Annotated in this window: 25 protein-coding genes; 10 read left to right on the top strand and 15 right to left on the bottom strand. The window is 54.4% G+C overall.

Annotated elements, in window-relative coordinates; all coding sequences use genetic code 11:
* Positions 1 to 75 precede the first annotated feature (75 nt).
* The 4 genes from gshAB to EVJ20_RS09050 form a co-directional block, all read right to left on the bottom strand.
* Positions 76 to 2,361 carry a bifunctional glutamate--cysteine ligase GshA/glutathione synthetase GshB gene (gene gshAB / locus EVJ20_RS09065; protein ID WP_070328280.1) on the bottom strand — a complete coding sequence of 762 codons (2,286 nt, stop codon included), beginning with the start codon at positions 2,359 to 2,361 and terminating at the stop codon, positions 76 to 78.
* Positions 2,345 to 3,673, bottom strand: a complete 1,329-nt coding sequence (locus EVJ20_RS09060) for an MATE family efflux transporter (protein WP_070328279.1) — start codon at positions 3,671 to 3,673, stop codon at positions 2,345 to 2,347. Before EVJ20_RS09060 ends, gshAB begins: the two co-directional genes overlap by 17 nt.
* A 132-nt stretch (positions 3,674 to 3,805) precedes the next feature.
* Positions 3,806 to 4,279, bottom strand: a complete 474-nt coding sequence (locus EVJ20_RS09055) for a hypothetical protein (protein WP_131490271.1) — start codon at positions 4,277 to 4,279, stop codon at positions 3,806 to 3,808.
* On the bottom strand, positions 4,276 to 4,485 hold the full coding sequence (locus EVJ20_RS09050) for a helix-turn-helix transcriptional regulator (RefSeq protein ID WP_131490270.1): 210 nt from the start codon (positions 4,483 to 4,485) through the stop codon (positions 4,276 to 4,278). The genes EVJ20_RS09055 and EVJ20_RS09050 overlap by 4 nt, the downstream gene beginning before the upstream one ends.
* A gap of 118 nt (positions 4,486 to 4,603) precedes the next feature.
* Here EVJ20_RS09050 and EVJ20_RS09045 point away from each other — a divergent pair, with 118 nt between their 5' ends.
* Positions 4,604 to 5,536 (top strand): ring-cleaving dioxygenase, encoded by a 933-nt coding sequence (locus EVJ20_RS09045; RefSeq protein WP_131490269.1) that lies wholly within the window; start codon positions 4,604 to 4,606, stop codon positions 5,534 to 5,536.
* A 164-nt stretch (positions 5,537 to 5,700) separates the two neighbouring features.
* Here EVJ20_RS09045 and EVJ20_RS09040 read toward each other — a convergent pair whose 3' ends face one another.
* Positions 5,701 to 6,144 carry an RrF2 family transcriptional regulator gene (locus tag EVJ20_RS09040; RefSeq protein ID WP_131458772.1) on the bottom strand — a complete coding sequence of 148 codons (444 nt, stop codon included), beginning with the start codon at positions 6,142 to 6,144 and terminating at the stop codon, positions 5,701 to 5,703.
* A gap of 189 nt (positions 6,145 to 6,333) precedes the next feature.
* On the opposite strand from EVJ20_RS09040, the gene EVJ20_RS09035 reads away from it, so the two are divergent.
* Entirely contained in the window at positions 6,334 to 7,434 is a 1,101-nt protein-coding gene (locus EVJ20_RS09035; RefSeq protein ID WP_131507952.1) for a globin domain-containing protein, read from the top strand.
* Between the two features lie 60 nt (positions 7,435 to 7,494).
* Here EVJ20_RS09035 and EVJ20_RS09030 read toward each other — a convergent pair whose 3' ends face one another.
* The 6 genes from EVJ20_RS09030 to EVJ20_RS09005 all read right to left on the bottom strand — a co-directional run bounded on the left by EVJ20_RS09030 (position 7,495) and on the right by EVJ20_RS09005 (position 11,089).
* A complete protein-coding gene (locus EVJ20_RS09030; protein ID WP_131490266.1) occupies positions 7,495 to 8,034 on the bottom strand; it encodes a hypothetical protein in 540 nt (179 codons plus the stop codon).
* Between the two features lie 23 nt (positions 8,035 to 8,057).
* Positions 8,058 to 8,570, bottom strand: a complete 513-nt coding sequence (locus tag EVJ20_RS09025) for a hypothetical protein (RefSeq protein WP_070328269.1) — start codon at positions 8,568 to 8,570, stop codon at positions 8,058 to 8,060.
* A 61-nt stretch (positions 8,571 to 8,631) separates the two neighbouring features.
* Complete coding sequence (locus EVJ20_RS09020; protein ID WP_016508299.1) at positions 8,632 to 9,045, bottom strand: DUF350 domain-containing protein; 414 nt, start codon at positions 9,043 to 9,045, stop codon at positions 8,632 to 8,634.
* Between the two features lie 3 nt (positions 9,046 to 9,048).
* The gene (locus tag EVJ20_RS09015; protein ID WP_131507950.1) at positions 9,049 to 10,272 is read right to left on the bottom strand and encodes a glutathionylspermidine synthase family protein; all 1,224 of its coding nucleotides are present in this window, start codon (positions 10,270 to 10,272) and stop codon (positions 9,049 to 9,051) included.
* Positions 10,269 to 10,634: a hypothetical protein gene (locus tag EVJ20_RS09010; protein ID WP_070328267.1), complete on the bottom strand. Its 366-nt coding sequence runs from the start codon at positions 10,632 to 10,634 to the stop codon at positions 10,269 to 10,271. Before EVJ20_RS09010 ends, EVJ20_RS09015 begins: the two co-directional genes overlap by 4 nt.
* Complete coding sequence (locus EVJ20_RS09005) at positions 10,631 to 11,089, bottom strand: hypothetical protein (RefSeq protein WP_016508356.1); 459 nt, start codon at positions 11,087 to 11,089, stop codon at positions 10,631 to 10,633. Before EVJ20_RS09005 ends, EVJ20_RS09010 begins: the two co-directional genes overlap by 4 nt.
* Positions 11,090 to 11,192: 103 nt before the next feature.
* Here EVJ20_RS09005 and EVJ20_RS09000 point away from each other — a divergent pair, with 103 nt between their 5' ends.
* The 7 genes from EVJ20_RS09000 to EVJ20_RS08970 all read left to right on the top strand — a co-directional run bounded on the left by EVJ20_RS09000 (position 11,193) and on the right by EVJ20_RS08970 (position 17,640).
* Positions 11,193 to 12,224, top strand: coding sequence for a potassium channel protein (locus EVJ20_RS09000; RefSeq protein WP_236636337.1), 1,032 nt, complete (start codon positions 11,193 to 11,195; stop codon positions 12,222 to 12,224).
* Complete coding sequence (locus tag EVJ20_RS08995; RefSeq protein ID WP_131458775.1) at positions 12,224 to 13,351, top strand: YfbR-like 5'-deoxynucleotidase; 1,128 nt, start codon at positions 12,224 to 12,226, stop codon at positions 13,349 to 13,351. The genes EVJ20_RS09000 and EVJ20_RS08995 overlap by 1 nt, the downstream gene beginning before the upstream one ends.
* A 116-nt stretch (positions 13,352 to 13,467) precedes the next feature.
* A complete protein-coding gene (locus EVJ20_RS08990) occupies positions 13,468 to 13,800 on the top strand; it encodes a PadR family transcriptional regulator (RefSeq protein WP_070328265.1) in 333 nt (110 codons plus the stop codon).
* A complete protein-coding gene (locus tag EVJ20_RS08985; protein WP_131507948.1) occupies positions 13,797 to 14,324 on the top strand; it encodes a DUF2812 domain-containing protein in 528 nt (175 codons plus the stop codon). Before EVJ20_RS08990 ends, EVJ20_RS08985 begins: the two co-directional genes overlap by 4 nt.
* A gap of 174 nt (positions 14,325 to 14,498) precedes the next feature.
* Positions 14,499 to 16,040 carry an alpha-amylase gene (gene amyS / locus EVJ20_RS08980; RefSeq protein WP_442899277.1) on the top strand — a complete coding sequence of 514 codons (1,542 nt, stop codon included), beginning with the start codon at positions 14,499 to 14,501 and terminating at the stop codon, positions 16,038 to 16,040.
* A 174-nt stretch (positions 16,041 to 16,214) separates the two neighbouring features.
* Complete coding sequence (locus EVJ20_RS08975) at positions 16,215 to 16,370, top strand: transposase (protein ID WP_131504950.1); 156 nt, start codon at positions 16,215 to 16,217, stop codon at positions 16,368 to 16,370.
* A gap of 253 nt (positions 16,371 to 16,623) precedes the next feature.
* Positions 16,624 to 17,640, top strand: a complete 1,017-nt coding sequence (locus tag EVJ20_RS08970) for a fatty acid desaturase (protein WP_131507944.1) — start codon at positions 16,624 to 16,626, stop codon at positions 17,638 to 17,640.
* Between the two features lie 49 nt (positions 17,641 to 17,689).
* On the opposite strand, the gene EVJ20_RS08965 is transcribed toward EVJ20_RS08970, so the two are convergent.
* The gene (locus tag EVJ20_RS08965) at positions 17,690 to 18,520 is read right to left on the bottom strand and encodes a lipoate--protein ligase family protein (protein ID WP_131504948.1); all 831 of its coding nucleotides are present in this window, start codon (positions 18,518 to 18,520) and stop codon (positions 17,690 to 17,692) included.
* 17 nt (positions 18,521 to 18,537) lie between these two features.
* Complete coding sequence (gene lipA, locus EVJ20_RS08960) at positions 18,538 to 19,455, bottom strand: lipoyl synthase (RefSeq protein WP_131464673.1); 918 nt, start codon at positions 19,453 to 19,455, stop codon at positions 18,538 to 18,540.
* A gap of 304 nt (positions 19,456 to 19,759) precedes the next feature.
* Here lipA and EVJ20_RS08955 point away from each other — a divergent pair, with 304 nt between their 5' ends.
* Positions 19,760 to 21,709, top strand: a complete 1,950-nt coding sequence (locus tag EVJ20_RS08955) for a glycoside hydrolase family 3 protein (RefSeq protein WP_131507942.1) — start codon at positions 19,760 to 19,762, stop codon at positions 21,707 to 21,709.
* Positions 21,710 to 21,754: 45 nt separating this feature from the next.
* Here the strand turns inward: EVJ20_RS08955 and EVJ20_RS08950 are convergent, their stop codons facing one another.
* Both EVJ20_RS08950 and EVJ20_RS08945 read right to left on the bottom strand, forming a co-directional pair.
* A complete protein-coding gene (locus EVJ20_RS08950; RefSeq protein WP_070328258.1) occupies positions 21,755 to 22,600 on the bottom strand; it encodes a DegV family protein in 846 nt (281 codons plus the stop codon).
* 7 nt (positions 22,601 to 22,607) lie between these two features.
* On the bottom strand, positions 22,608 to 23,450 hold the full coding sequence (locus tag EVJ20_RS08945) for a lipoate--protein ligase family protein (protein WP_131507940.1): 843 nt from the start codon (positions 23,448 to 23,450) through the stop codon (positions 22,608 to 22,610).
* Between the last annotated feature and the right edge of the window lie 33 nt (positions 23,451 to 23,483).

Here is a 23,483-nt window from a genome sequence, read left to right as displayed (position 1 = left end):
CTCTAGAGAAAGTACGGTACACCGACTTGAAACGATGTAGTCCTTATTCCCGAATTGAGCGTCCTTCCAACCTGATCAGTCAAACAACAAATCGAGCACCGTCTCGCCGATGGGACGTTCTTTCCCTTCGTACGGGAAGGAATGTATATGGATGGCCGGGTTGAAGTTCAATTCGATGATGCCGTAGTCATTTTCTGCGTCAAGCGACGGGATCATCATATCGACGCCGCAAATCGTGGCACCGATTGCTTTCGCCGAATCGACCGCGACCTGTTTATAAAAGTCAGAGATTTGGTCCGTATAGTCGATGCTGTCGCCACCTGTGCTAATGTTCGAGTTCTCGCGCAAGAAGACGCGTTCGCCGTCAGCGAGGACGCTGTCAGGAGTTTTGCCTTGCGGACGCAGGAACGATACGACGATGTCGTCGATCTCGATCTTCTCGAGCGGTGTCTTATAGCCTTTGCCGCGGAGCGGATCCTCATTTTTCTTCGCAACGAGCTCGCGGATCGTCGAGACACCGTCCCCGGTCACATTCGCCGGGACGCGGTGCAAGATGCCGGCGACCTTATCACCGATGACGAGGAAACGATATTCTTTCCCCGGTAAAAACGTCTCGAGCAAGACGACGTCGTCGAACGTGTTGGCATGACGGAACGCCTCGAGCGCCTCGTCGAGCGTCGTCCCGTCTTTGAAGATGTGGATGCCGATCCCGAAGTTCGTCGATTTCGGCTTCAGGACGATCGGCTGAGCGGAAAACTCGGACCAGACGTTACGCAAGTCGTCTTCACTGCGCAACTCGACACCCCCAGGGACGTGGATGCCGTGTTCGGCGAGCACATGTTTTGTCACCGTCTTGTTTTCCATCATCAGCACCGACACGTAGTTATCTTTCGACGTTTTCGTCGCTTGTCTGACGTACTCGACCCGATTGCCGTGACGAAGACGGATGAATTGGTCGTCCCGGTCGACGACATCGACCGCGTAACCTCGTTTTAAGGCCGACTTCATCAAAATTTGCGTCGACAGTTCCATGTCCGTATAGCCGTGCATCCGGAACCGGTTGGCGAACGCATCTTCATAATACGTCTCGGCTTGGCGGAGTGACCAGGTCGTATAGCCTTCGTCGGTCATGACTTTTGTCAGCCGGGCCGAGTAGGTCGCTTCGACGTTGTCAATCCGTTCCCGGACGGACGCGAAGACGTCAGCAAAACCGAGGTCGTGTTGCGCGTTGAACGACTCGATGTCAGCGACGAGGTCACGGGCGAACGTTTGCAGAGCGACCGGCTCGCCATCACGTTCGAGGACGAGTGACGGCGATAGGCCCTCTTTGGCGACGAGCTGTTGGTTACGGAACGCCTCGGCTTGCCAGTCCGCAAAGTCAGTCTCGTCTTTCAACGCTAAATAGAGCAAGAAGACGTGCAGGAATCGCAAATCATCGAGTGCGATACCGGTCTTCTCGAACGGATTGAGGTCGATGTTGCGAATCTCGATATAATCGATGCCGTTCTTCTCGAGCCGGTCGAGGTCATTTCCGCCGCGTGACGTCTTCAGTCGAATCGGCGAGTACAGCTCGTTCGGGTTGGCGATGTCGCCTTTGGCGATCAAACGGCGGACGCTACTCGCATAGTCTGGGAGCGTCGCATAGTTCGGATAGAGCGGTTCGACGTTCGTATAACCGCAGTCACTATTTCGGTACGACAGCGCCGTCGTATTCGAGTAGACGTCCTCGTTCAACGCCTGCATTTGGCTGACGCAACGTTCCTCGTAGCTCGTATGGACGGCAGGCGTTCCGCCGAGCAAGTAGACAGCGAGCCAGCGCAGGCGCAAATAGTTGCGGACGAGCTTCAAATAGAGCTCGTTTTTGAAGCGGTCATATTGCTCGGGAGACCCTTCATATAACGCGGCGATCAACTCGTCCGAGAACGAGAAGTTGAAATGGATCCCGGAGATGAGCTGTTTTTTCGCCCCGTACTTTTGAAGCAGATGTTCACGGTAACGGCCGGCCTCAATACCGGAACTGCCGAAGTCGGCGAGCGGGATGACGCCGCCGTCCGGCAACGGGCACGGCATCGACTGTGGCCAAAGCCGCTCATCGCCGATATTTAGCGCCGTGATGTCATAAAGCGTCTCTAAAAAGTTATGTGCCGCTTCGACGGTCGGGAACGTCGGCGTGATCAGTTCGATCTGGCTCTCGGAAAAATCGGTCGTAATATACGGGTGCGTCGCTTTGTCGCCGAGACTTGACGGATGTTTCGTCACGGCGAGCGTCCCGTCTGTTGTCACACGTAGCATTTCGCGTTCGATCGCGAACCGTCCGCTCGTGAGAAGTTGCTTGGATAATTGCTTAAATCGCTTCTGCAAGTGAAGTCACTTCCTTTTTCTTTAGTCGAACAAACAGTGCCGAGACGAGCCCTTTGACGATGCTCGAGATGGCGATGCTCCACCAGATGGCGTCGATGCCGAGATACGGCTCGAGGAGGATGGCAAGCGGGATCCTCGCGACGGTGAAGACGATAGAGATCATCGCCGGGATTTTCGGTAGCCCGAGTCCTGAGAAATAACCGTTCCCGATCATCTCGAGCGAGGCGAAGATGAGGGAGACGCTGATGATACGTAAATAGCTGGCCCCGATCTCGATCGTAGTCGGATCATCGACGAAGGCGCGGATGAGCACGTCCGGGAAGAAGAGGAATACGAGCGTGATCAGCCCGGTATAGAGCATACCGAGGTGCGTCGTCACGCGATACCCTTCGTGCACGCGTTCAATCTGTCGGGCGCCGATATTTTGGCCGGTATAGCTCGCGATCGCCCCGTTCAGTCCGCCGATCATCATGTAGGCAATCGACTCGATCTGTAGGCCGATGCGCTGTGCGGCGATCGCTTCCGTCCCGTACGATCCGATCATGCGGGCGAGAAAGATGCTGATGACGGTAAAGAGGACGCGTTGGGTCGCCATCGGGAAGCCGAGGCGAACGATCTCTGTATAGTCGGCGCGAACGGGTTCGACCGTCTCGTCCCAGTCAAAGAGCGCGCGAGCCCGATGCCAGAAGAAGCCGAACATGACGGCATTGGCGACGAGTGTCGCCAGACCCGCCCCGAGCACGCCGAGACCGAGCGGATAGATGAAGAGCGGCGACAAGATCATGTTGAGCGTGACCCCGGTCGCATTGATCCGCATCGCCGTCGTCGTATTGCCGAAAGCGCTGAATATGCGGGCGTACAGCAAGTTGAAGAACGAGAACAACAGCATCGGTGCGCTTACGAGCAAGTAGCTGTAAGCGAGCCGCTCGACGGTTGGTGCGTTCATATTCAAAAAGCCAATCAGCGTCTGACCAAAGGCGACGAGGAGCGTCAAGAAGAACAGGCCGAGGACGAGGTTACCTCGTTTTCCGGCCTTGACGTAACGTTGAATCAACTGTTGGTCCCGCCTGCCAACGGCTTGCGACACTTTGATGCCGGCGCCGACGACAAGTAACGATTGAATCGCCTGGCCGAGCATAATATAAAAACTGGCCGCACCGATACTGGCGACGGCGTCGCTACCGAGCGCACCGACCCAAAACATATCGACGAGACTATACGTGAACTGTAAGAGCGAGCTGCCGACGAGCGGAAGGGCGAGCGCCAAGATGACGCTCTGCACACGTCCGGTCGTCAAATCGACGGTTTTCACAAGACAAGACTCCTTCAACGAATTAGTATATAACCATTTAGTTATATATAAGCACGACGAGCCAAAATTGGCAATCACGACGCCCGACTCGACGAAAAATCGACACAAAAAAAGGAATTCGAGGTGAATTCCTTACTGTCTGTAAGCGCGGATCCATGTCGTCATATACACGAGCGTCGCGATGACGAGCGTCGAAGCGAGCGCGAATACCGGATACGTCGGCCAGGATTCCTGGAAGACCGGATAAAAGAAAAATGTGAGCATGAACAACGGTACCGAGATGTTGAACGAGACGTAGGCCGCTTTCGTCGCTTTCGCCGTGATCAACGCCTCGCGTTCGTCGACTTCGCTGAACTCGGTCATGCGGACCGACCATTGGCCGAAACTCATCTTTTGGTTCGGGCGTGTCTGGAACGAGTATACCGTCCAAACGATAAAGAAAATGATCAATAATAAGAACGGTAAAAAATTGAACTCTAGCTTGAACACTCCGGCTTCAAAGGACGCCATCGACTGTGTGACTCCTGAAGCGAATGACACGATAGCGAACGCCATCAGTATATACAAGATGATGCTCGATATTGATTGAACGATGATGTGTTTCATTCTGTTTCCTCCTCAATCGTAAAAATCGATTCGACCGGTTCCTCGAACACGCTGGCAATGTGCATCGCCAGTAGGAGCGACGGGGTGTAGCTCCCTTTCTCGAGCGAGATGATCGTCTGTCTCGTCACGCCGACCTTGGCCGCAAGGTCGCCTTGAGTCAATTGATGCCGGGCCCGCAACTCTTTGACGCGATTGACTAATGGCATAGCGCCACCTCATTTCTTGTTTCTATTCACAGTGTAAAGCAAACTTTACTTAATGTAAAGCTGACTTTACTTATTTACGGGTGGTACAATAGAATCAAATGTGAAAGGGGAGAGGTCGATGAAGGCGATTTTAGGACATCATCACGTCTCGGCGATGACGGGGAATGCCAAGAAAAATTTACGATTCTACACGGAGATTCTCGGGATGCGGCTCGTCAAAAAGACAGTCAATCAGGACGATCCGTCGATGTACCACTTGTTTTATGCGGACGAGACGGGCGCACCGGGGACGGATTTGACGTTTTTTGAGCTACCGTTTCTCGGGCAGACGTATCGAGGAAGCAGCAGTATCTCACGGACGGCGCTCCGGGTGCCAGCAGGGGCGTTGCCGTACTGGCTTGAGCGGTTTGCTGCGTTCGGTGTGCTGCATGACGAAGTGACGGACGTGCTGGGCCGGCCGACGCTCTACTTTGAGGATGAGGAGGGGCAACGGCTCTGTCTCGTGGAAGGTGGTACGGGTACGCCATGGAGACAGGGACCAGTCCCTGTTGACGCTGCCGTCTTCGGTCTCGGATTTAGCGAATGGACGGTTCGGCGGCCGGAGAAGACGGAACGGGTGTTGACAGAAGTGCTCGGCTATCGCTTCTCGACCGAGTTCGAACGTGACGGTCAAGCGGTGCGTGTCTTTGAGACGGGCGACGGAGGTGTGGCGACGGAGATTCATCTCGTCGGTCGTCCCGATCTACCGTCGGAACGGCCAGGACGGGGCAGCGTCCACCACGTCGCGATTCGCATCGAGGACGATGGCGAGATGGGGCGTTGGGTTGAGCGACTCGATGCGTTCGGCATTAGCCATTCCGGGCTGATTGATCGCTATTATTTCAAGTCGATTTACTTCCGCGAGCCGAGTGGCATCTTAGTCGAGCTCGCGACCGATGGACCGGGGTTTGCGACCGACGAGCCGGTCGAGACGCTCGGGGAACGGCTGGCGTTGCCACCGTTCTTAGAGCCGAAACGAGCGGAGATTGAGAGAAAACTGAAGCCGCTATAAAATGCTGTGAGGCGAATAAAGGTGAGAGGATGAACAGGTTGGACGATTTTATCGAGCTGACATCCCATGAGCTATATGCTCAAAAAATCTTGAAGCGATGGTGGTAACCACTATACAAAGCGCAGTCACGTTTGAGAGTCACCTGTACAACAAAAGCCGGCGGACTAAATGTCCGTCGGCTTTTGTACGCCAAGTAACAGCGCTAGTTCATTCGTCCGGTTCGCCATCAGGTCGGCGATCGTGTAACGGTCGAGCACGTGCAGGAAAGCGAGCATCGCCTCGTTCAAGACGCTCCGAAGGTCACACGCCGGTGCGATGACACAGCGGCCTTCGCCGAAGCATTCGACGAGCTCGAGCGGCTCCATCGTTCGGACAACGTCACCGACGTTGATGTCTTCCATTGGACGGGCGAGCCGGAAACCGCCGCCGCGGCCGCGGACCGATTCGAGATAGCCGTGTTTGCCGAGCTCATAGACGACTTTCATGACGTGGTTCTTTGAGATCTGGTATTGGTCAGCCACTTCTTGGATCGTCACGAGACGATGGGAGAAGGTGGCGCTGTACATTAATGTTCGGAGTGCGTAGTCGCACGTTTGCGTGAGCCGCATGATCGTTCACCTCTTATTCGTCCATTGTACAAGACATTTCTCGAAAGTGCGATGTTCGGAGATGTGAAAAAAGCGTGGCGAAATCGAGGCGAAAAGTTGAACTTCGTTTTAAACAAGTATTTTATATATTGCTTTAGCGTGACGAAACTCACATAATAAATGTGTACTTTCAAAAAGGGGGAAATATTTATGTTAGATCAACAAACGATTGAAATTGTCAAAGCGACGGCACCGGTCTTGAAAGACCACGGTGTCGCCATCACGAGTCATTTTTATAAGCGCATGTTCGCAAACAATCCAGAAGTTCGTCAGTTCTTCAACCATACGAACCAACAACGCGGCCGCCAGCCAGAAGCGCTCGCCAACGCCGTCTACGCGGCCGCCGTCCATATCGACCGTCTCGAAGCGATCTTACCGGCGATCCAACCGGCGCTTCATAAACATAAAAGCTTGAACATCCGCCCGGAACATTATCCGATCGTCGGCGCTAACTTGCTCGGCGCCATTCAAGACGTTCTCGGTGAAGCGGCGACGCCTGAAATCATCGAAGCTTGGGCAAAAGCGTACGGTGTCATCGCCGACGTCTTCATCTCGCTCGAGAAACAAATGTACGCCGATGCACCATGGATCGGCTTCAAGCCGTTCACGGTCGCTGAAGTCATCGAAGACACGCCGGAAGTGAAACGGTTCCGTCTTGTCGCGAACGACGGTGTCGTCGGTGTGGCCATCCCGGGCCAGTACATCTCAGTCCAAGCTCGCATCGCCGGGGAAGACATTTTACATCACCGTCAATACAGCGTCGTCGAGACGACAGAAGACGGCTACTGGATTGCGCCGAAAGCGGAAGGGCTCGTCTCGAACTGGCTTCACGAGCAAACAGTCGGTACAGAGATTCCGATGAGCGCGCCTGCAGGCGAGTTCACGATGGAAGACACGGACCGTCCGCTCACGCTCGTCGCTGGCGGGATCGGTATCACGCCGCTGTTCAATATGGCGAAGACGGCGCTCCGTCAAGGGCGCTCGGTCACACTGTTACACGCCGTCCGTAGCGCGAACCTTCGTCCGCTCGGTGAAGAGCTCGACGAACTCGTGAATGAGGGACTTCAGCTCATCACACACATCGATGAGGTGTCTGGCTGCATGAGCGCGACACAGCTTACAGCACTCGATGTCGACGGTCATGACGTCTATACGTGCGGCCCGACCGCGATGATGGAGACGGTCGTCCAAACGATTCCACAAGCGCGTTACGAGTTCTTCGGTCCATCGGCCGTGCTCGCCAAAGCATAAGAAAAGACGATTGCGAAAACAGTCGCCACATCACCGCGAACCGGTCATCGGTTTGCGGTTTTATAATTCTTCCGCGTGCATCACATTTCTGTCGCCGTCAAGCGTCTCAAGTGTCTTGAATCTACCCCGTTGTGATTCATCGAGCGTGATCAAGTAAGACATGACGTATCCTTCGTCTCGAGGGTCGTTCACGGTGTATGTCTCGCTCCAATCCGAACCGCTTAGTCGCACGTAAGCCACATCTTCCGGTTTTTCGTTGAAGCGAATACCGATGTATTCATCAGTCGTATTGCCAAAGTGAATCGAATCGAACGGTTTTTCTTCAATCGTGTCCCATGTCGACGCGCTGAAGCCTCCATCTGAATTCATGATACCGAGACCGAGAATCGTCTCGTCTTCATTCGTAAATAAGACGACGGTGCTGCCTTCTACGTATGTGTACCAGCCTTGGGCGGTCATGTGCTCATGCAGTTTTTGTTGCGCCTGTGCCAAAGGTTGTTTTCGTTGCTCGTCCTGATAATACCCGACGCCGGCCGTGACTGAAATGGCGATGATGATGATCATACCTGTAAGGAATAACGCGAGTCCTCGTTTTGACATCTTGCCCCTCCTTGTTCAGTTTTTCATAAGTCGATGGAGTCAAGTACTTGCTCATTTTGATCTAACGTTTGAAGGATCCAGTCGGATGTTGGACGGTTTCGCAACTCGATGATGTGTGTGTCAGCATAGTCACTATCTTCGGTACGATTGAGGATGTGTTGTTCTTGTATACGATCTCCGATGATACGGAGATAGGCAACGTTCTGAGGTTGTTTGTTAAGGCGGATGCCTAAATAGTTATTGGACTCGTCACTCGAATAGATATAGTCAAACGGATCCACGTCGAGGGTCTCTATAGTTCCGTAACCGTAGCCGTCCACACTCATTTCAGCGAGGCCGAGCATGGTCCCATCTTTATTTGTGAAGAGGGCAAGTGTCGCGTCATCTGTTTTGTGATATTCGTATGCGTGAAAATCATTGTCTGCCAGGTAACGTTTCAATTGGTGTCTCTCATAAAAATAACTACCGATTCCTGAAAAAATGACGACAATCGCGATGCAAATCACTAAAGACCAAATTAGTTTTCGTTTGAACATCCAATTCTTCCTTTCTATATGAAACAGCCCATGTCGCTACCTGAGCGCATGGGCTGTTTGTTTAGTACGTCAAACTCGCGGCGACGATGATGCCGACGACGAGCGAGGCCGAGAACAGGCTGACACCGACGGCGAGGTTGCCGTTTTCGACTTCTTTCTCCAAGTTTACGCCAGGCGTGAGCACGTACTCAAACGTCCAAAAAGCGAGCACTTGGGCGAGGATCCCGACGAGTCCCCAGATGAAGGCGTCGAGCAGGTTGACGCTGTTCGCCCAAACTGTGTAGATGACGATGGCGAGGCCGAGCGCTTTGCCCCAAAGTTTGAGGGCGACGGCGACGTTGCCAGCTTTGATGAGTTTTCGTTCCGAATATTTTGTCGTCAGGGCGAACACGACGAGTCCTGCTAAAATAAGTCCGAACCCGGTACCGAGGTGAGCCAGGAAGCTCAAGATTGAATCGAGCGTGATAAATGTCATGTGTTAATCTCCTTCGTGAGTTGGTGTGCCGATGGCTAGGTAGTAGGACTGGTTGTTCGTGATCATGCTTCCGGCCCGGGCGCCGAGCGCCGACGGGTGGCCGTTCAGACAAAAGCAGCCGATCATGTAGTGCGTCGCAAGCGGACCGTTGACCGTGTTCGTCGTTCGCGTCGGTAGCTCGTTGAATTGTTGATACACGGCTGTTTCTTCGGCATACGTCTGCAGTACTTCTTTATGGAACGGGACGCCGTCTTCGGTATACAAAATGACCGAGTCGCCTTCACGTCCGAAGGCCGGTTTTTGCACGTAAGCGCTCTGGCCTAAAAATGGGTCCGCCTCGAGATAAGTCGGTAACAAGTGAGTCCGGATGACCTGGCGCTCCGCTGTGTCAAAATATGTATCCGTCTCATACAGTTCCCAAATGAGCGCTTGGACGCCTTTGGACTGCATGAGAAATGCGGACAACGGGTTGAGGAGCGACACGTGCTTCGCTTGATTCAACTCGAGCAGCCGGATGCCGATCAAGTCGCCGTTCGGCGCCCGGTCGTCGACCAAGTGCTCGATCGGATACGTCTGGCGGTACAAGACGTCGACCCGTTCGCCCGACGGGGTATAGACGCCGTCCACGTCGACGAGCAACCGGTCGAGCGGGACGAACTCTGACGGCAAGTCGAGCGTCTCTTGGAGGAAGCGGGTCGTCCATTTGTCCTCGATGTTGTCGTCGTGTGACGTGAAGACGATTTTGGGTGTCCCGTCGCGATTTAATCGTTGCCACGCCGCGATGACGGCTTTACGGAGTTCGGTCTTCAGCTCGGCTGTCGCGCCCGCGTTCGGGTTGTTCAGCCCGAACGCGGTCGTCACATACCGGTTCACATCGAACAGTTCTTTGATGAACGTCGGCGTGTCGGCGTTGAACTCCATCAGTTTGATCACACCGTCTTTGACGATCCAGTCATAACGGCCGATGATCGTCTCTTGCGGGAGCGCTTTGTCACGCAAGAACGGCAAGCTCGCCTCCGGATAACCGAGCAGACGGAGCGTCTCGTCTGGAAGCGTCCGCAACAATCGATTGGCTTTCCGGAAGATGGCATCGACGGCGCGCGTCGCTTCCCGGATGCGGTCGACCTCGTCTTGCGTGTAGACGAGGCAATCGTAGAGTGCATATTCTTCGTCGTTCAAGTCGGGCCAAAAGTAAGGGATTTGGCCGAACAAGTCGTGCCGATTCATCCCCCGAAGCCGCCTTTTGAGCCGCTGCCGAGTCCCGAGTTTGACCCTGAATTCGATCGGTTCGGCGTGATGCTGCTCGCGCCACCGTTCGAGCGGTAGTTTTTATAAGCGGACGAGTTTTTTAGCGAACTCTTTGAATTGAACAGACTGCCGAGTAAGAAGAAGCTCCCGAAGTGCGGGGACCGTCTGTCGTCGCAGTAATATGATTCCGTTTCATCGTCCCATTCCCAGTCGTCACACTCATAGCCGGTTGGCTCTTCCGGTAACGTCGCTTGTTGCGTTTCGTCCGTACCGCACGCCGCGAGTGACGCTGTCAAGACGGCGGCCGAGAGACCGCTTAAAATCTTCTTGCTTGTTTTCATGTTGTTTCCTCCAGTGTATAGCCAGTCGGGGTGACATAGATGACGTAGACGCCACGGTCCTCGTCCGTCTCGGCCGAGTCGCGCGCATATTCGTTTCCGGCGACGTATAAATACTCGCTGCCGAGCATGGCGAGCGCGTCAAGGTGGCGGTCGACGAAGTACGCTTCGAGCAGCGGGTTGTCGAACCGGTCGTCGAGCGTACGAATCTCGACTTTGATGTCGTCAGTTGCTTTCTTATCCACAGGTCCTTCCGTGTATCGGTCGACGTAAATCAAGAAATATTGATCGCCTTCGAGCGCGGACGAGCGTTGTTTGTACGTCATGCCGTCTTTGACGAAAAATTCGCATTCGCGTCTAGCAAGTACTTCATCAAGCCCGAGCGATGTATAATGGTAAAGTGGCTCGAACGAGATCTCATTTTTATAGAGTCGGTATTCTAAAACGATGGAGTCCATAGGTCAGTCCTTTCTTTTTTCTTTCTATACGGAACCGAACACAAACGGGTTTCGTAAATCAATTGAGTTGTCTCTAGTATATAGGAGAAAGGGAGTGATTTCAGTGCATATCTTTTTTCGAGTGTGGCGCGGGTTATCGAAATTATCGTTTCTGAACGTCGTGTTGGCATCACTCGTCATTATTTTGACCGGTACCGTCCTCGGTTACTGGCTCGAGCCGGAGACGTTCCCGTCGATGTTCGATTCGTTCTGGTGGACGATGACGACGCTGACGACGGTCGGTTACGGTGATTTCTTCCCGTCAACGGTTGCCGGGCGTTGGCTCGGCATTTTCCTGTTCCTGTTCGGGATCGGGATTATCGGGGCTTTGATCGGAAAACTCGTTGAGGTCGGTGCGACGTTTCAACGTTTAAAACGGGAGGGAAAGCTAGTGTATCGAGGAGAAGGGCATTACGTCTATATCGGTTGGTCGCCGAAGACGAAGAAAGCGATCGACGAGGTGCTCAGCTATGAGCCGAAGGCGGAGATCGTGTTGATCGACCAATTGAAAGAAGAACCGTACGATCATGACAACGTCCATTTTGTCCACGGTGACCCGTCCGATGAGGCGGTGCTCCTGCAGGCGAACATTTTGAAAGCGCGCCGGGTCGCCATCTTCGCGGATGCGCAGATCAGCGAGACGTTACTCGCCGACGGGAAATCGCTATTGATCGCGTCAGCCGTCGAGGCGCTGTCGTCGGAACGAAATGTTGACCTACATACGGTCGTCGAAGTATGCGAAGAGCGGAACATCTCAAAGTTCAAACACGTGCGCATCGACGACTTTATATTGGCGAACGATTCGGTGTCGCTCCTCATGGCGAAAGCGACGTTACAGCCGGGCACGACATCGATTTTCCGGCAACTGCTCAGCAAGCAGTCCGGTGGTAACATTCAAGCGCTCGCGCCGAGACCCGAGTGGGCGACGGTCCGGGACGCTGTCGAAAACTTGTTGCGCCAGGGCGTCACCTTGATTGCCGTCAACGACCGTCTCGATTTCGCGACGGCGCTCGACACAACGCTTGAGCCGAACGACACGCTCTACATCGTCTGTCATGACGATGCGTGGGAACGTTTAAAGCAAGGAGGAATTTGATGCATAACGGAACGTTTATCCGCAAGATGACACGTATGCAAAACGTGCAACGGTGGGACGAATACGCGCCGCACTATCACGATAACGCGGCGAGCCATAGCTTCCGTGTCGCCGTCTTCAGTTTGATTGCGGCCTATTATGAAGAGAACAACGGACAGGACGTCAACTTGCTCGATGTGCTCGGCAAGGCGTTGTTCCACGATATGAACGAGGTGCAGACCGGCCCGATCATGCACCGGACGAAAAAAGAGCCGACGCTCAAAGAACATATCGAACGGATGGAACGGACGGCGAGCCTCGGGTTGGTCGACTTGTTGTCACAGTCGCTCCGGCCGCACTTTTATCGTTTTCTCGTCGAGGCGGAGGACGATTCGTTCGAAGGACGGATTGTCGACGGGATCGATTCGTTCGATGCGATGCTGTTCGTGCGGCGTGAAGTCGCACATGGGTCGCCACACTTCGTCGAGAAGCTCAAAGAGATGAAGGCGGTGCTCCGCGACCATCCGCTCGAGTCAGTCCGCTGGCTCTATGAGCAAGTCGAAACGGAGACGGACGTCGCGACGTTCATCGAGAACGTCATGCGGATGGATAGCGTCCGGCGCTGGAAAGGCCGTTTCAATACGATTGACGACAACGACGCCATCCACGGTTTCCGGGCGGCGGCGCTCGGTCTGTTCAGCGGCTTGCTCGAGCGTGAGAAGTACGGGGTCGAGGTCGACGTCGCCGAACTGACGGCGCGCTTGCTCTGTCACGACCTCGTCGAAGGCGTGACCGGGGACGTGCTCGGTCCGGTGAAGCACTCGACGGCCGAGACCGGTGCTGCGTTCGAGGCGTATGAACGGGCCGAGAGCGAGGCGTTATTGTCACTCCTCCCGGAATACATGCAACCGGCGTTCCGGCGCTATATGGCCGATTCGAAAGATGCGACGTACGAAGGGCTGCTCGTCGATATGATGGACAAGCTTGACGCCTTGATCAAGATGAACATGGAGCGGAAGATGAACGGGGCCGAGTACGAAGTCACGTACCGGGAACAACTCCGAAAAGTCCAGTCACGCTATGAGAATCCGAGTATGATTTTCTTCCTCGCCTACATTTTGCACGATCTCGATTATGTCACGAGTTAAACGAGTCGCAGACGACCTGTCTGCGGCTTTTTTTATATCATTCATTGACATATATCATTCAACGATATATATTAGGAGTAAGAAGTATATCGATGAATGATATAGGAGGCGAGACGATGCCACGGAACGATACGATCGGGCTCGGGGAGTTGACCGACAGCACATTTTACATCTTGCTCGCGCTGACCGAGCCAAGACACGGGTATTTGATCATGCAGTTCGTCGAAGAGTTGACGAACGGGCGGATGCAGATCGGTCCGGCGTCGATGTACACGATCATCAAAAAACTCGTGAACGCGTCGCTGATCGAACCGCTCGACGGGGACGGCAAGAAGAAGAGTTACATCATCACGGACATCGGGCGCGCATTGTTACACGAAGACGTGAAACGGCGCCAAGCGATGGTCGACGACGCACGTTTCATTTTGGAAGGGGAGGGCCACAGATGAACCGAAAATATATGGCGAGTTGGGGCCTCGCGTTCGCTGAAGAGCGTGAGATGGAGAAGTTGGGACGAATGGCCGCGCAGGGCTGGCATTTAGAGAAGTTCGCACCGCTTGGCTATACGCTCGTCGAAGGGGAACCGGCGGACGTCCAGTATAGTCTCGATTATCGTAAACGACCGGACGAGGATTATTTCGAGCTGTTCCGCGCGAGCGGCTGGGAACACGTCACGTCGAGTGGGGACGAGATTCACGTGTTCAAAGGTAGTCCGGACGCGCGACCGATTTACTCGGATCGTGAGACGACACACGAGAAATACGCTCAAGTCGAAGGGCAGATGGGGAAAGTAGCGTTGGTACTGCTCATCTTATGGGTCGGGCTGTTTATGTTGCTTGAACTGGATTGGTCGGGACTCGTCGAGACGGGATTGATCATGGTCCAGTTGCTCGTCACGATCGGACTTGTCTTCACAGGTCTCCCGTATTTAGGCTATCTCGTGAAGCGAAAACGGCTCGATCGCAAAGGATGACTAGGCGGATGGCACAAGCCATCCGTTTTTGTTTTGGACGACTGAACTATTCAAGAAAAAAATAGTTAGGTGCAGAGAACTGTTTTTCGGAAATCCTCTGTTCAACTAAAGCGGAATCGTTCATGATAATTAATGAAAGCGCTTGCATTTAATTCGATAGGAGGAAAACGCATGATGAAGAGACGACAAGGGTTTGCGGTCATCGCTGGAGTCACGGCGATTGCGCTGCTTGCCGGGCAACCGGTCGCACAAGCGGCGACACCACAAAACGGCACGATGATGCAGTATTTTGAATGGTACGTCCCGAACGACGGCTTGCATTGGAATCGGTTATCGAACGACTCGCAGAACCTGAAAGATATCGGTGTGACGACGGTGTGGATCCCGCCGGCGTATAAAGGGACGTCGCAAAACGATGTCGGTTACGGGGCGTACGACTTGTATGACCTCGGTGAGTTCAACCAGAAAGGGACCATCCGGACGAAGTACGGTACGAAAGCGCAGCTCCAATCGGCGATCTCGAACTTGCGTGGTAAAGGTATCGGTGTCTACGGCGATGTCGTCATGAACCATAAGGGCGGCGCCGACTACACCGAGTCCGTCCAAGCGATCGAGGTCAACCCGTCGAACCGGAACCAAGAGACGTCAGGGGAATACGGCATCTCGGCCTGGACCGGCTTCAACTTCGCGGGCCGCAACAATACATACTCGCCGTTCAAGTGGCGCTGGTATCACTTTGACGGGACCGACTGGGATCAGTCACGCAGCTTGAGCCGGATCTACAAGTTCAAGAGTACGGGCAAGGCGTGGGACACGGACGTCTCGAATGAGAATGGCAACTACGACTATCTCATGTATGCCGACGTCGACTTCGAGCATCCGGAAGTCCGTCAAGAGATGAAGAACTGGGGCAAATGGTACGCCGACTCGCTCGGGCTCGACGGGTTCCGCTTGGACGCGGTCAAACATATTAGTCACGCGTACTTGCGTGAATGGGTGACGAGCGTCCGGCAGACGACCGGCAAACAGATGTTCACCGTCGCCGAGTATTGGAAGAACGACCTCGGCGCCATCAACGACTACCTCGCGAAGACCGGTTACACGCATTCGGTGTTCGATGTGCCGCTGCACTATAACTTCCAGGCGGCCGGCAACGGCGGTGGCTTCTATGACATGCGCAACATCTTGAAAGGCACCGTCACCGAGCAGCATCCGACGCTCGCCGTGACGATCGTTGACAACCATGACTCACAACCTGGGCAGTCGCTCGAGTCGACGGTCGCCAACTGGTTCAAACCGCTCGCCTACGCGACAATCATGACGCGCAGCCAAGGTTACCCGACGCTCTTCTACGGAGACTACTACGGCACGCAAGGGACGACGAACCGGGAGATCCCGAACATGTCGGCCTCGCTCCGACCGATCATGAAAGCACGTAAAGACTTCGCCTACGGGACACAGCACGACTATCTCGATCATCAAGACGTCGTCGGTTGGACACGCGAAGGCGTGAGTGACCGGGCCAAGTCGGGTCTCGCGACGATTTTGTCTGACGGACCGGGCGGCTCGAAATGGATGTACGTCGGCAAGCAGAACGCCGGTGAAGTGTGGAAAGATATGACGAACAACAACAATCGTCTCGTCACGATCAATAGCGACGGCTGGGGCCAGTTCTTCGTCAACGGGGGCTCGGTGTCGATTTACACTCAACAATAACGAATTCGAACAGAGGGACGCCATCCGTAATGGATGATGCCCCTCTGTTTTCATGTTTGCAGTAGACGTTGCACGAGCTTCGTATTCCACATCCCGCGGGGCAAGGGTAACAAACGAAAGTTCGCCATTTCTTCAGGTTCGTCGGCCCCTTGTGCGGGTATCGGATGATAAAGGATGATGATCACGACACCGACCGCCATGGAGGGGAACAACGAACACCACGACGTCTTCCACAAGCTGACGAGACGCATCGTTGACGAGAACCAAGTCATTATCGTGGAGACGCTGAAGTTGATTCAGGACGCCGGATGGGGCGAGCTTGGTCCATAACCGTTGCTAACAAGAGCGCGGTCTTCCCAAGCAGCGCCGACTTCAGGTTGCGCTTCAAATAAGTGGTGAGTAGTTCACAAGCGTATACTTTTCTGGTGTAATACATGGTATAATTACCTGGTATTAGTTTAGGTGGGGAAAATAATCATATGGATACTATGAATTCACCTTCACGCACGTCGGTTGTCGGTTTCATTTCATATCATCAATTTAGAAGCGTCGTGAACGCTGTCGAATTCAAGGAGGCTCACATATGAGTAAAGAAAAGATTGCCCAGCTACGTAAACACGTCTCGCCCTTTGAAAAGGCAGATGTCAAAGTCAGTGTCCGGCAGATGATCAACACGATCCTGCCGTTCCTCGTCGCCTGGTTCCTTGCGTACCAAGCGCTCGAAGTGTCGGTGTGGCTCACGATCCCGCTCGCGATCATCGCAGCCGGGTTCGTCGTCCGCATGTTTATCATCTTCCATGATTGTACGCACGGTTCGTTCTTCAAAAACAAGAAAGCGAACGCCGTCGTCGGAACGATCATGGGTGTGTTGACGCTGTTCCCGTACGAGAAGTGGAAGCGGGAGCATTCGATCCACCACGCGTCGAGCGGTAACCTCGATAAGCGCGGTGTCGGTGACATTTGGGTCATGACGATCGAGGAATATGTCGAGGCCTCGAAATGGACGCGTCTTCAGTACCGCCTCTATCGCAACCCGCTCGTCATGTTCGGTATCGGACCGTTGTTCTTGATTCTCGTCACGAGCCGGTTTAACCGCAAGGACGCTCGGAAAAAAGAGCGGATGAACACGCATGTCATCAACCTCTCGCTCGTCGTGCTGTACAGTCTGATGATTTATTTGGTCGGCTGGCAGGCGTTCTTGATCATTCAAGGGACGACGATGTTCACGGCCGGTGTCCTCGGGATTTGGCTGTTTTATGTCCAACATACGTTCGAAGACTCGTATTTTGAAGATGAGAGCGAATGGGATTACGTCAAAGCGGCGATCGAAGGCAGTTCGTATTACGAATTGCCGAAAGTGTTGCAGTGGGTGACAGGCAACATCGGCTTCCACCACGTCCACCACTTGAGCCCGCGCGTGCCGAACTATAACCTCGAAAAAGCGCATACGGCGACGCCGCCGCTACAAAAAGCGACGACGATCGGATTGTTCTCTAGTTTAAAATCGCTTCGTTACAAATTGTACGATGCGAACAATATGACGTTCGTCACGTTCCGCGACATTAGGCATCTGTTGCGCGACCCGAAGACGACTTTATAAAAAATGTCCCGCTGAAGCGTTTCAGCGGGACATTTTTAGTTCACATATTTTAGCGTTTCCAGACCCAGTCGTCACTCTCATACTTTTCAACTAAGCGAGCGATCTCATCTTGCTGTTCTGACGTGAACACGAGCGGCTCGAACGTCAGTTGAAACGCGTCGCGGAACCCTTCCTCGAACGCCGCAGCGACTTCGTCGAACGTCACGAAGCGGCCGAGCGTCTCGTTCAAAGCGACCGCTTTGCTGCTGAACCGTGCTTTCGCTTGTGCTTTCTCGTCTGCTTCCATCTTAAAGCAATCGAACAGGACATCATCGTCGATCGATAGTGGGATCGACCCGTGCTGTAAGACCGCCCCTTGGTGCCGGACTTGAGCACTACCCGCCACTTTACGGCCGTCGACGGCAAGTTCGTAGTAAGAAGCGGCGTCGAAACAGACGGCCGACTTCGGTTTCCGCAATACTTCACGGTCGTCTTCGGTCAACGGTACCGAGAATTCGGCCGGGACACCGAGCGCTCGGTAGCCGCGCCGGACGCCTTCGGTCAACAGGCGATAGCTCTCGATGACGTTCGTCGGGAGTGTCGGCGTCGTTTCGGGCAAGATGACGCTGTACGTCAATTCGTCGGCGTGTAAGACGGCCCGGCCCCCGGTCAAGCGGCGGACGACGGGGATGCCGTTCGCTGCGAGTGCCTCACGGTCAAGGTCACGGGTTGCCCGTTGGAAACGCCCGACGCTAATTGCGTGCGGGGCCCATGAATAGAAGCGGAGCGTCGGCTTCAGCTCGCCGCGGGCGACCCAGCCTGAGACCGCTTCATCGATCGCCATGTTTTCAGCCGGGGCGAGTGATTGTGTCGTTAAAATGTGCCATGTTGTATCAGTCATCGTGTCTCTTCTTTCTCTCAATCGATTGGCAACATCGTATGGCGACGTGCCTTATGGACTTGTTCGTCGGCGTGATATGACGAGCGGACGAGCGGACCGGCCTCGCAATGTGAGAAGCCTTTTGACAAGGCGATTTCTTTCAACTCGGCAAACTCGTCCGGGTGGTAGTAGCGCTCGACGTCGAGGTGTTTCTTTGTCGGCTGTAAATATTGACCGAGCGTCAAAATATCGACGTCATGGGCCCGGAGGTCGTCCATCGCTTGAATCAATTCTTCTCTTGTCTCGCCAAGACCGAGCATGATCGACGACTTCGTCGGGATGTCCGGATTCAATTCTTTGGAACGTTTTAGGAATTCAAGGGTGCGGTCGTACGTCGCTTTGGCCCGGACTCGCGGCGTCAAGCGGCGCACCGTCTCCAAGTTATGGTTCATGATGTCCGGCCCCGCGTCAATCAACGTCTGGAGTGCCGAGAAGTTGCCCATCATGTCGGACGGCAATACTTCGATCGACGTTTCCGGGTTCATCGCGCGTATGGCGCGGACCGTCTCGGCGAACACGGTCGCCCCGTAATCGTTCAAGTCGTCGCGGGCGACGGCGGTGATGACGACGTGTTTCAAGTTCATGAGCCGAACCGACTCGGCGACGCGTTTCGGCTCTTCCCAGTCGAGTTCGTTCGGTTTCCCGGTCGTGACCGCGCAGAAGCGGCACGCCCGTGTACAGATGCTTCCGAGAATCATGAACGTCGCCGTGCGGCGGACGGCCCAACACTCATGGATGTTCGGGCATTTCGCCTCCTCGCACACTGTGTTCAAATTCTTCTCCCGCATCATCTTTTTAAGGCCGGTATACGTCTCGTTCGTATTCAATTTGATTTTCAGCCATTCTGGTTTTCGTTTCAGTTCCCCTCTTGCCACTTCGGATTCCCCCTTTATCATGTCAACCCCTAACGAAATGAGTTTACCAAAAAACAAATGAAAATCGAACCACTCAAATTATTGGCTTTGCCAATACAGGTGGAACGTGTTCCAAGACAGGTCAAATGTTTCAAAATGGTTACGCTTTCATCAAAGTCATTGTTTCCCATTTTTTGAATTGCTATACTGACGTTGACCACCTGAATAATGACCATATGTAACTGATTCGATCAGGCATGGGGTGAACGAGCGTTGGTGAGGCAACGCTTATTCCTCCATGCCTTTTCGTTTGTGGTCGGGGGAACTTTCAAAAAGGAGTGAAAACATGAACAAAGTACTGAACTGGACAGCAACACTCGGATTGACGACAGCGTTACTCGTCTCGTCCGTCCCGATGGCAAACGCGGTCGTGGCAGAGGAGACGCCGACACAATCGATTGAAGCACGGGTGAACGCGCAACTCGAGGCGATGACGCTTGAACAGAAACTCGGACAGATGATCATGCCAGACTTCCGACTTTGGAACGGGGCGAACCATACGGCACTCGCGCCAGATGTGGCACGGGTCATCGACCGGTTCGACCTTGGAGGCGTCATCTTGTTCGCGGAAAACGTGACCGAGACCGAACAGACGACGAAACTCGTCCACGACCTGCAAGAAGTCGTCAAGCAAGACGACAGCAACGACATTCCGCTCTTCATCACGATCGACCAAGAAGGCGGGATCGTGACTCGGCTCGGAACCGGCACGAACTTGCCGGGGAACATGGCGCTTGGGGCGACGCGGAGCAGCCAATACGCGTATGATGCGGGGAACATCATCGGGTCAGAGTTGAATGCGCTCGGGGTGAACGTCAACTTCGGTCCGGTCTTAGACGTCAACAACAACCCGGCGAACCCGGTCATCGGGGTCCGCTCGTTCTCGAGTGATCCGGAACTCGTCGGTGAACTCGGCTCGGCGATGACGCAAGGGATTCAAGACCAAGGCGTTGCCGCGACGGCGAAACATTTCCCGGGACACGGCGACACGGCCGTCGACTCGCACTACGGCTTGCCGATCGTCGATAAGTCACTCGAAGACTTGCGCGGGCTCGAGCTGTTGCCGTTCAAGCGGGCTATCACGGAAGGTATCGATATGATCATGACGGCCCATATCGGGATGCCACAAATCGAGGACGAGGTCGTCAACTCGCCGCGCGGCACGTTCCCGCTCCCGGCGACGCTCTCTGACGACGTCATCACCGGCGTCTTGCGTGACGAGATGGGCTATGACGGCATCGTCATCACGGACGCCCTCAACATGAAGGCGATCACGGACAACTTCACAGAAGCCGAGGCGGTCATCAAGACGTTTGAGGCGGGTGTCGATATCGCCCTCATGCCGACGATTTTACGGTCGAACGCGGACGTCGTGAAACTTGAGACGATCTTTGAAGACGTCATGGCGGCTGTCGAGAGCGGCCGTTTGCCAGAAGCGAAGATCGATGAAGCGGTCGAACGGATCTTGAAGCTGAAAGCGGAACGCGGCATCTGGAGCGAGTCAATGGATACGACGACGCTCGAGGCGAAACTCGCGGAAGCAAATGCGGTCGTCGGTAGTGCCGAGCATAAAGCGACAGAACGTGAGATTGCCGAAGCGGCCGTCACACTCGTGAAGAACGACGACAAGACACTTCCGTTCAAACCGAAAAAAGGGGAGACGGTGCTCGTCATCTCGCCAGCAAAAGATCAGACCGACAGCATGGTCAAGACGATCAAATCGCTTAAAAAGAACGCGGGCAACATGAAGCAAGTGAACGTCATCACGGCGAACTATACGGCGTCGACACCGCACCTTGACCAAAACCCAGATTTAAAACAAAAAGTCGAGGCGGCCGACTATATCATCGTCGGCTCGAACGTGAACAACAGCGCCAAGCTGAAAGCGACGTCAGCGGACAATTACGTTCCGGCAGAAGTGTTCCGCTATGCCAACGAGACGGGCAAGAAATCGGTGTTGCTCAGCCTTCGTAACCCGTACGATGTGGCCGTCCAACCGGATGCGCCGGCCCAGCTGCTCATCTATGGCTTCAAAGGTGACCCGAACGGACCGGACTCTGAAGCAGGTAATGGCAAATCGGCTGGACCAAACCTTCCGGCTGGCATCCGCGCCATCTTCGGTGAAGTCAAACCAGGAGGCAAGCTCCCGGTCGACGTCCCGACGTTTGAGAACGGTATGTTCGGTGACGAACTCCACTTCGAATTCGGTGACGGCTTCAAAAACTGGAATAAATGAAAACAGCGAGCGCCCTTGAGGGTGCTCGCTGTTTTTAGTTTTAGTTTACGCCTCGAAGTAACTGACGACAAGGAGTCCAGGACCTGTGTGCGCGCCAATTGCCGAACCGACGATCGTCTTCGTCACGCTGGCCGGATTCATCTGTTCAAGTAGCAATGCTTCCAACTGATCAGCTTTGGCCGGGTCATCCCCGTGGCCGATAAAGATATGATGTCCTTCGATGAGCGGTTTTGACTCGGTCATCCACTCGACGATGCGCCGCATCATTTTTTTATGACCGCGAATCTTTTCGATCGGGACGAGCTTACCATCTCGGACAGTGAGCAGCGGTAAAATCGTCAACAAGTCCCCGATGAACGCGCTCGCTCTCGAAACGCGGCCACCGCGCATCAAGTACTCGAGCGATTCGACGGTGAACAAGTGGCGGATCTTCCCGACGAGCGACTCGGCGTAGGCGATCGTCTCCTCGTACGAGTGGTCTTGGCCGTATTCGGCGACCGTTCGGACGAACAATCCTTGTCCGACCGACGCGGTCCGCGTGTCGAGAATATGGAACGTGCTGTTCGGGTATTCTTCTTTAAGCAAGTTCCCGACCATGACGGCCGTCTGATATGTACCGGACAGTTCGCCCGAGAAGGCGAGGTAAAGGAACGGGATCTCAGACTCGAGATGTTGACGGAAACAGCGCTCAATCCGGGCCGCCTCGATTTGGAACGTCTTCGGCGTCTTGCCGACACGCATCGCGTCATATACTTCTTTCGGCTGAATCGTCTCTCCGTCTAAAAACTCTTCGTTGTCGATGATGACCCCGAGCGGTAACATCTCGAGGCCGTATTCGACGATCTGGTCTTGCGTCAAATCAGCACCGGTATCGGTTATGATTTTGAACATGGTTGGATCACTCCTCTAGTAGTTGGTGTTCAATGTCGCGGATCGGTTCGTTTCGCTGCCACATGCGATCGAGCTGAACGACGAGCGTCGCTTGTTCGTCTGTGTCGAGCGTTGCCGGGACGAGTCGGCTCGTCTCCCCGAGCACGTCATAGGCGCGGCGGAGCACATCGTTGACGGTGAGCGGGATGTGAAGCAAGTCTTCGAGCGACGCCATCGTCTCCGGGACGATGGCCGGGTACGTGAATCGTGTCGCTTCGCCTTGGATGGCACGGTCGTAAAAGTCACGGATGAGGGCGGCACGAGCGCTTCCGCTCTTGCGGACGCTCAAATAAATTTGGACGGCGACACCGCCACGGACACGTCGCTGCGAGATGCCGGCGAACTTTTTACCGTCAATCGATAGATCGAAGCTACCCGGGCAGTACGAACCGACGATTTCTCCAGGCACGATTTTGTCCGTCACGTCTTTGAACATATGTTGAATGAGCGACGTCATCGCCTCATAGCCGCTATCGATTTGAATGCCGTCATTCTCGGGTAGAATAAGAGATAAGTTCAATACATCTTCGTCGAGGACGACCGCAAGTCCTCCCGAGTTACGGATGACGGGACGATAGCCATGTTCATGCAGCAGTCGAATCCCGTCGCGCAGATGAGGCAGCCGCGCGTCTTGAATCCCGAGCACGACTGTGTTCAGATGGACCCAGGCCCGCAAGACGGCGCCTTGGTGTTTTGTCGACGCGCACAGCGTATCGTCCGTCGCGAATGATTGCTCGGCTTGAAACGCCGCACCGAGCGATGATTGGTCGATCAGGCGGTAGGTCGGTTGCCGTAAAAGTGGATGGATCATATGCATAATTCCTTTTCAAAAAATAATGTCTTC

The sequence above is a fragment of the Exiguobacterium sp. SH0S1 genome, from assembly GCF_004337165.1.
Lineage (GTDB): Bacteria > Bacillota > Bacilli > Exiguobacteriales > Exiguobacteriaceae > Exiguobacterium > Exiguobacterium aurantiacum_A.
The sequence above is the reverse complement of the archived record's forward strand: the minus strand, read 5'-3'. Positions and strand labels throughout refer to the sequence as shown.

Excerpts from the sequence above, each read along its gene's own strand:
- EVJ20_RS09055 (WP_131490271.1), bottom strand. The coding sequence starts at position 4,279 with ATGAAACACATCATCGTTCAATCAATATCGAGCATCATCTTGTATATA.
- EVJ20_RS09050 (WP_131490270.1), bottom strand. The coding sequence starts at position 4,485 with ATGCCATTAGTCAATCGCGTCAAAGAGTTGCGGGCCCGGCATCAATTG.
- EVJ20_RS09045 (WP_131490269.1), top strand. The coding sequence starts at position 4,604 with ATGAAGGCGATTTTAGGACATCATCACGTCTCGGCGATGACGGGGAAT.
- EVJ20_RS09040 (WP_131458772.1), bottom strand. The coding sequence starts at position 6,144 with ATGCGGCTCACGCAAACGTGCGACTACGCACTCCGAACATTAATGTAC.
- EVJ20_RS09035 (WP_131507952.1), top strand. The coding sequence starts at position 6,334 with ATGTTAGATCAACAAACGATTGAAATTGTCAAAGCGACGGCACCGGTC.
- EVJ20_RS09030 (WP_131490266.1), bottom strand. The coding sequence starts at position 8,034 with ATGTCAAAACGAGGACTCGCGTTATTCCTTACAGGTATGATCATCATC.
- EVJ20_RS09025 (WP_070328269.1), bottom strand. The coding sequence starts at position 8,570 with ATGTTCAAACGAAAACTAATTTGGTCTTTAGTGATTTGCATCGCGATT.
- EVJ20_RS09020 (WP_016508299.1), bottom strand. The coding sequence starts at position 9,045 with ATGACATTTATCACGCTCGATTCAATCTTGAGCTTCCTGGCTCACCTC.
- EVJ20_RS09015 (WP_131507950.1), bottom strand. The coding sequence starts at position 10,272 with ATGAATCGGCACGACTTGTTCGGCCAAATCCCTTACTTTTGGCCCGAC.
- EVJ20_RS09010 (WP_070328267.1), bottom strand. The coding sequence starts at position 10,634 with ATGAAAACAAGCAAGAAGATTTTAAGCGGTCTCTCGGCCGCCGTCTTG.
- EVJ20_RS09005 (WP_016508356.1), bottom strand. The coding sequence starts at position 11,089 with ATGGACTCCATCGTTTTAGAATACCGACTCTATAAAAATGAGATCTCG.
- EVJ20_RS08995 (WP_131458775.1), top strand. The coding sequence starts at position 12,224 with ATGCATAACGGAACGTTTATCCGCAAGATGACACGTATGCAAAACGTG.
- EVJ20_RS08990 (WP_070328265.1), top strand. The coding sequence starts at position 13,468 with ATGCCACGGAACGATACGATCGGGCTCGGGGAGTTGACCGACAGCACA.
- EVJ20_RS08985 (WP_131507948.1), top strand. The coding sequence starts at position 13,797 with ATGAACCGAAAATATATGGCGAGTTGGGGCCTCGCGTTCGCTGAAGAG.
- amyS (WP_442899277.1), top strand. The coding sequence starts at position 14,499 with ATGAAGAGACGACAAGGGTTTGCGGTCATCGCTGGAGTCACGGCGATT.
- EVJ20_RS08975 (WP_131504950.1), top strand. The coding sequence starts at position 16,215 with ATGATGATCACGACACCGACCGCCATGGAGGGGAACAACGAACACCAC.
- EVJ20_RS08970 (WP_131507944.1), top strand. The coding sequence starts at position 16,624 with ATGAGTAAAGAAAAGATTGCCCAGCTACGTAAACACGTCTCGCCCTTT.
- EVJ20_RS08965 (WP_131504948.1), bottom strand. The coding sequence starts at position 18,520 with ATGACTGATACAACATGGCACATTTTAACGACACAATCACTCGCCCCG.
- lipA (WP_131464673.1), bottom strand. The coding sequence starts at position 19,455 with ATGATAAAGGGGGAATCCGAAGTGGCAAGAGGGGAACTGAAACGAAAA.
- EVJ20_RS08955 (WP_131507942.1), top strand. The coding sequence starts at position 19,760 with ATGAACAAAGTACTGAACTGGACAGCAACACTCGGATTGACGACAGCG.
- EVJ20_RS08950 (WP_070328258.1), bottom strand. The coding sequence starts at position 22,600 with ATGTTCAAAATCATAACCGATACCGGTGCTGATTTGACGCAAGACCAG.
- EVJ20_RS08945 (WP_131507940.1), bottom strand. The coding sequence starts at position 23,450 with ATGATCCATCCACTTTTACGGCAACCGACCTACCGCCTGATCGACCAA.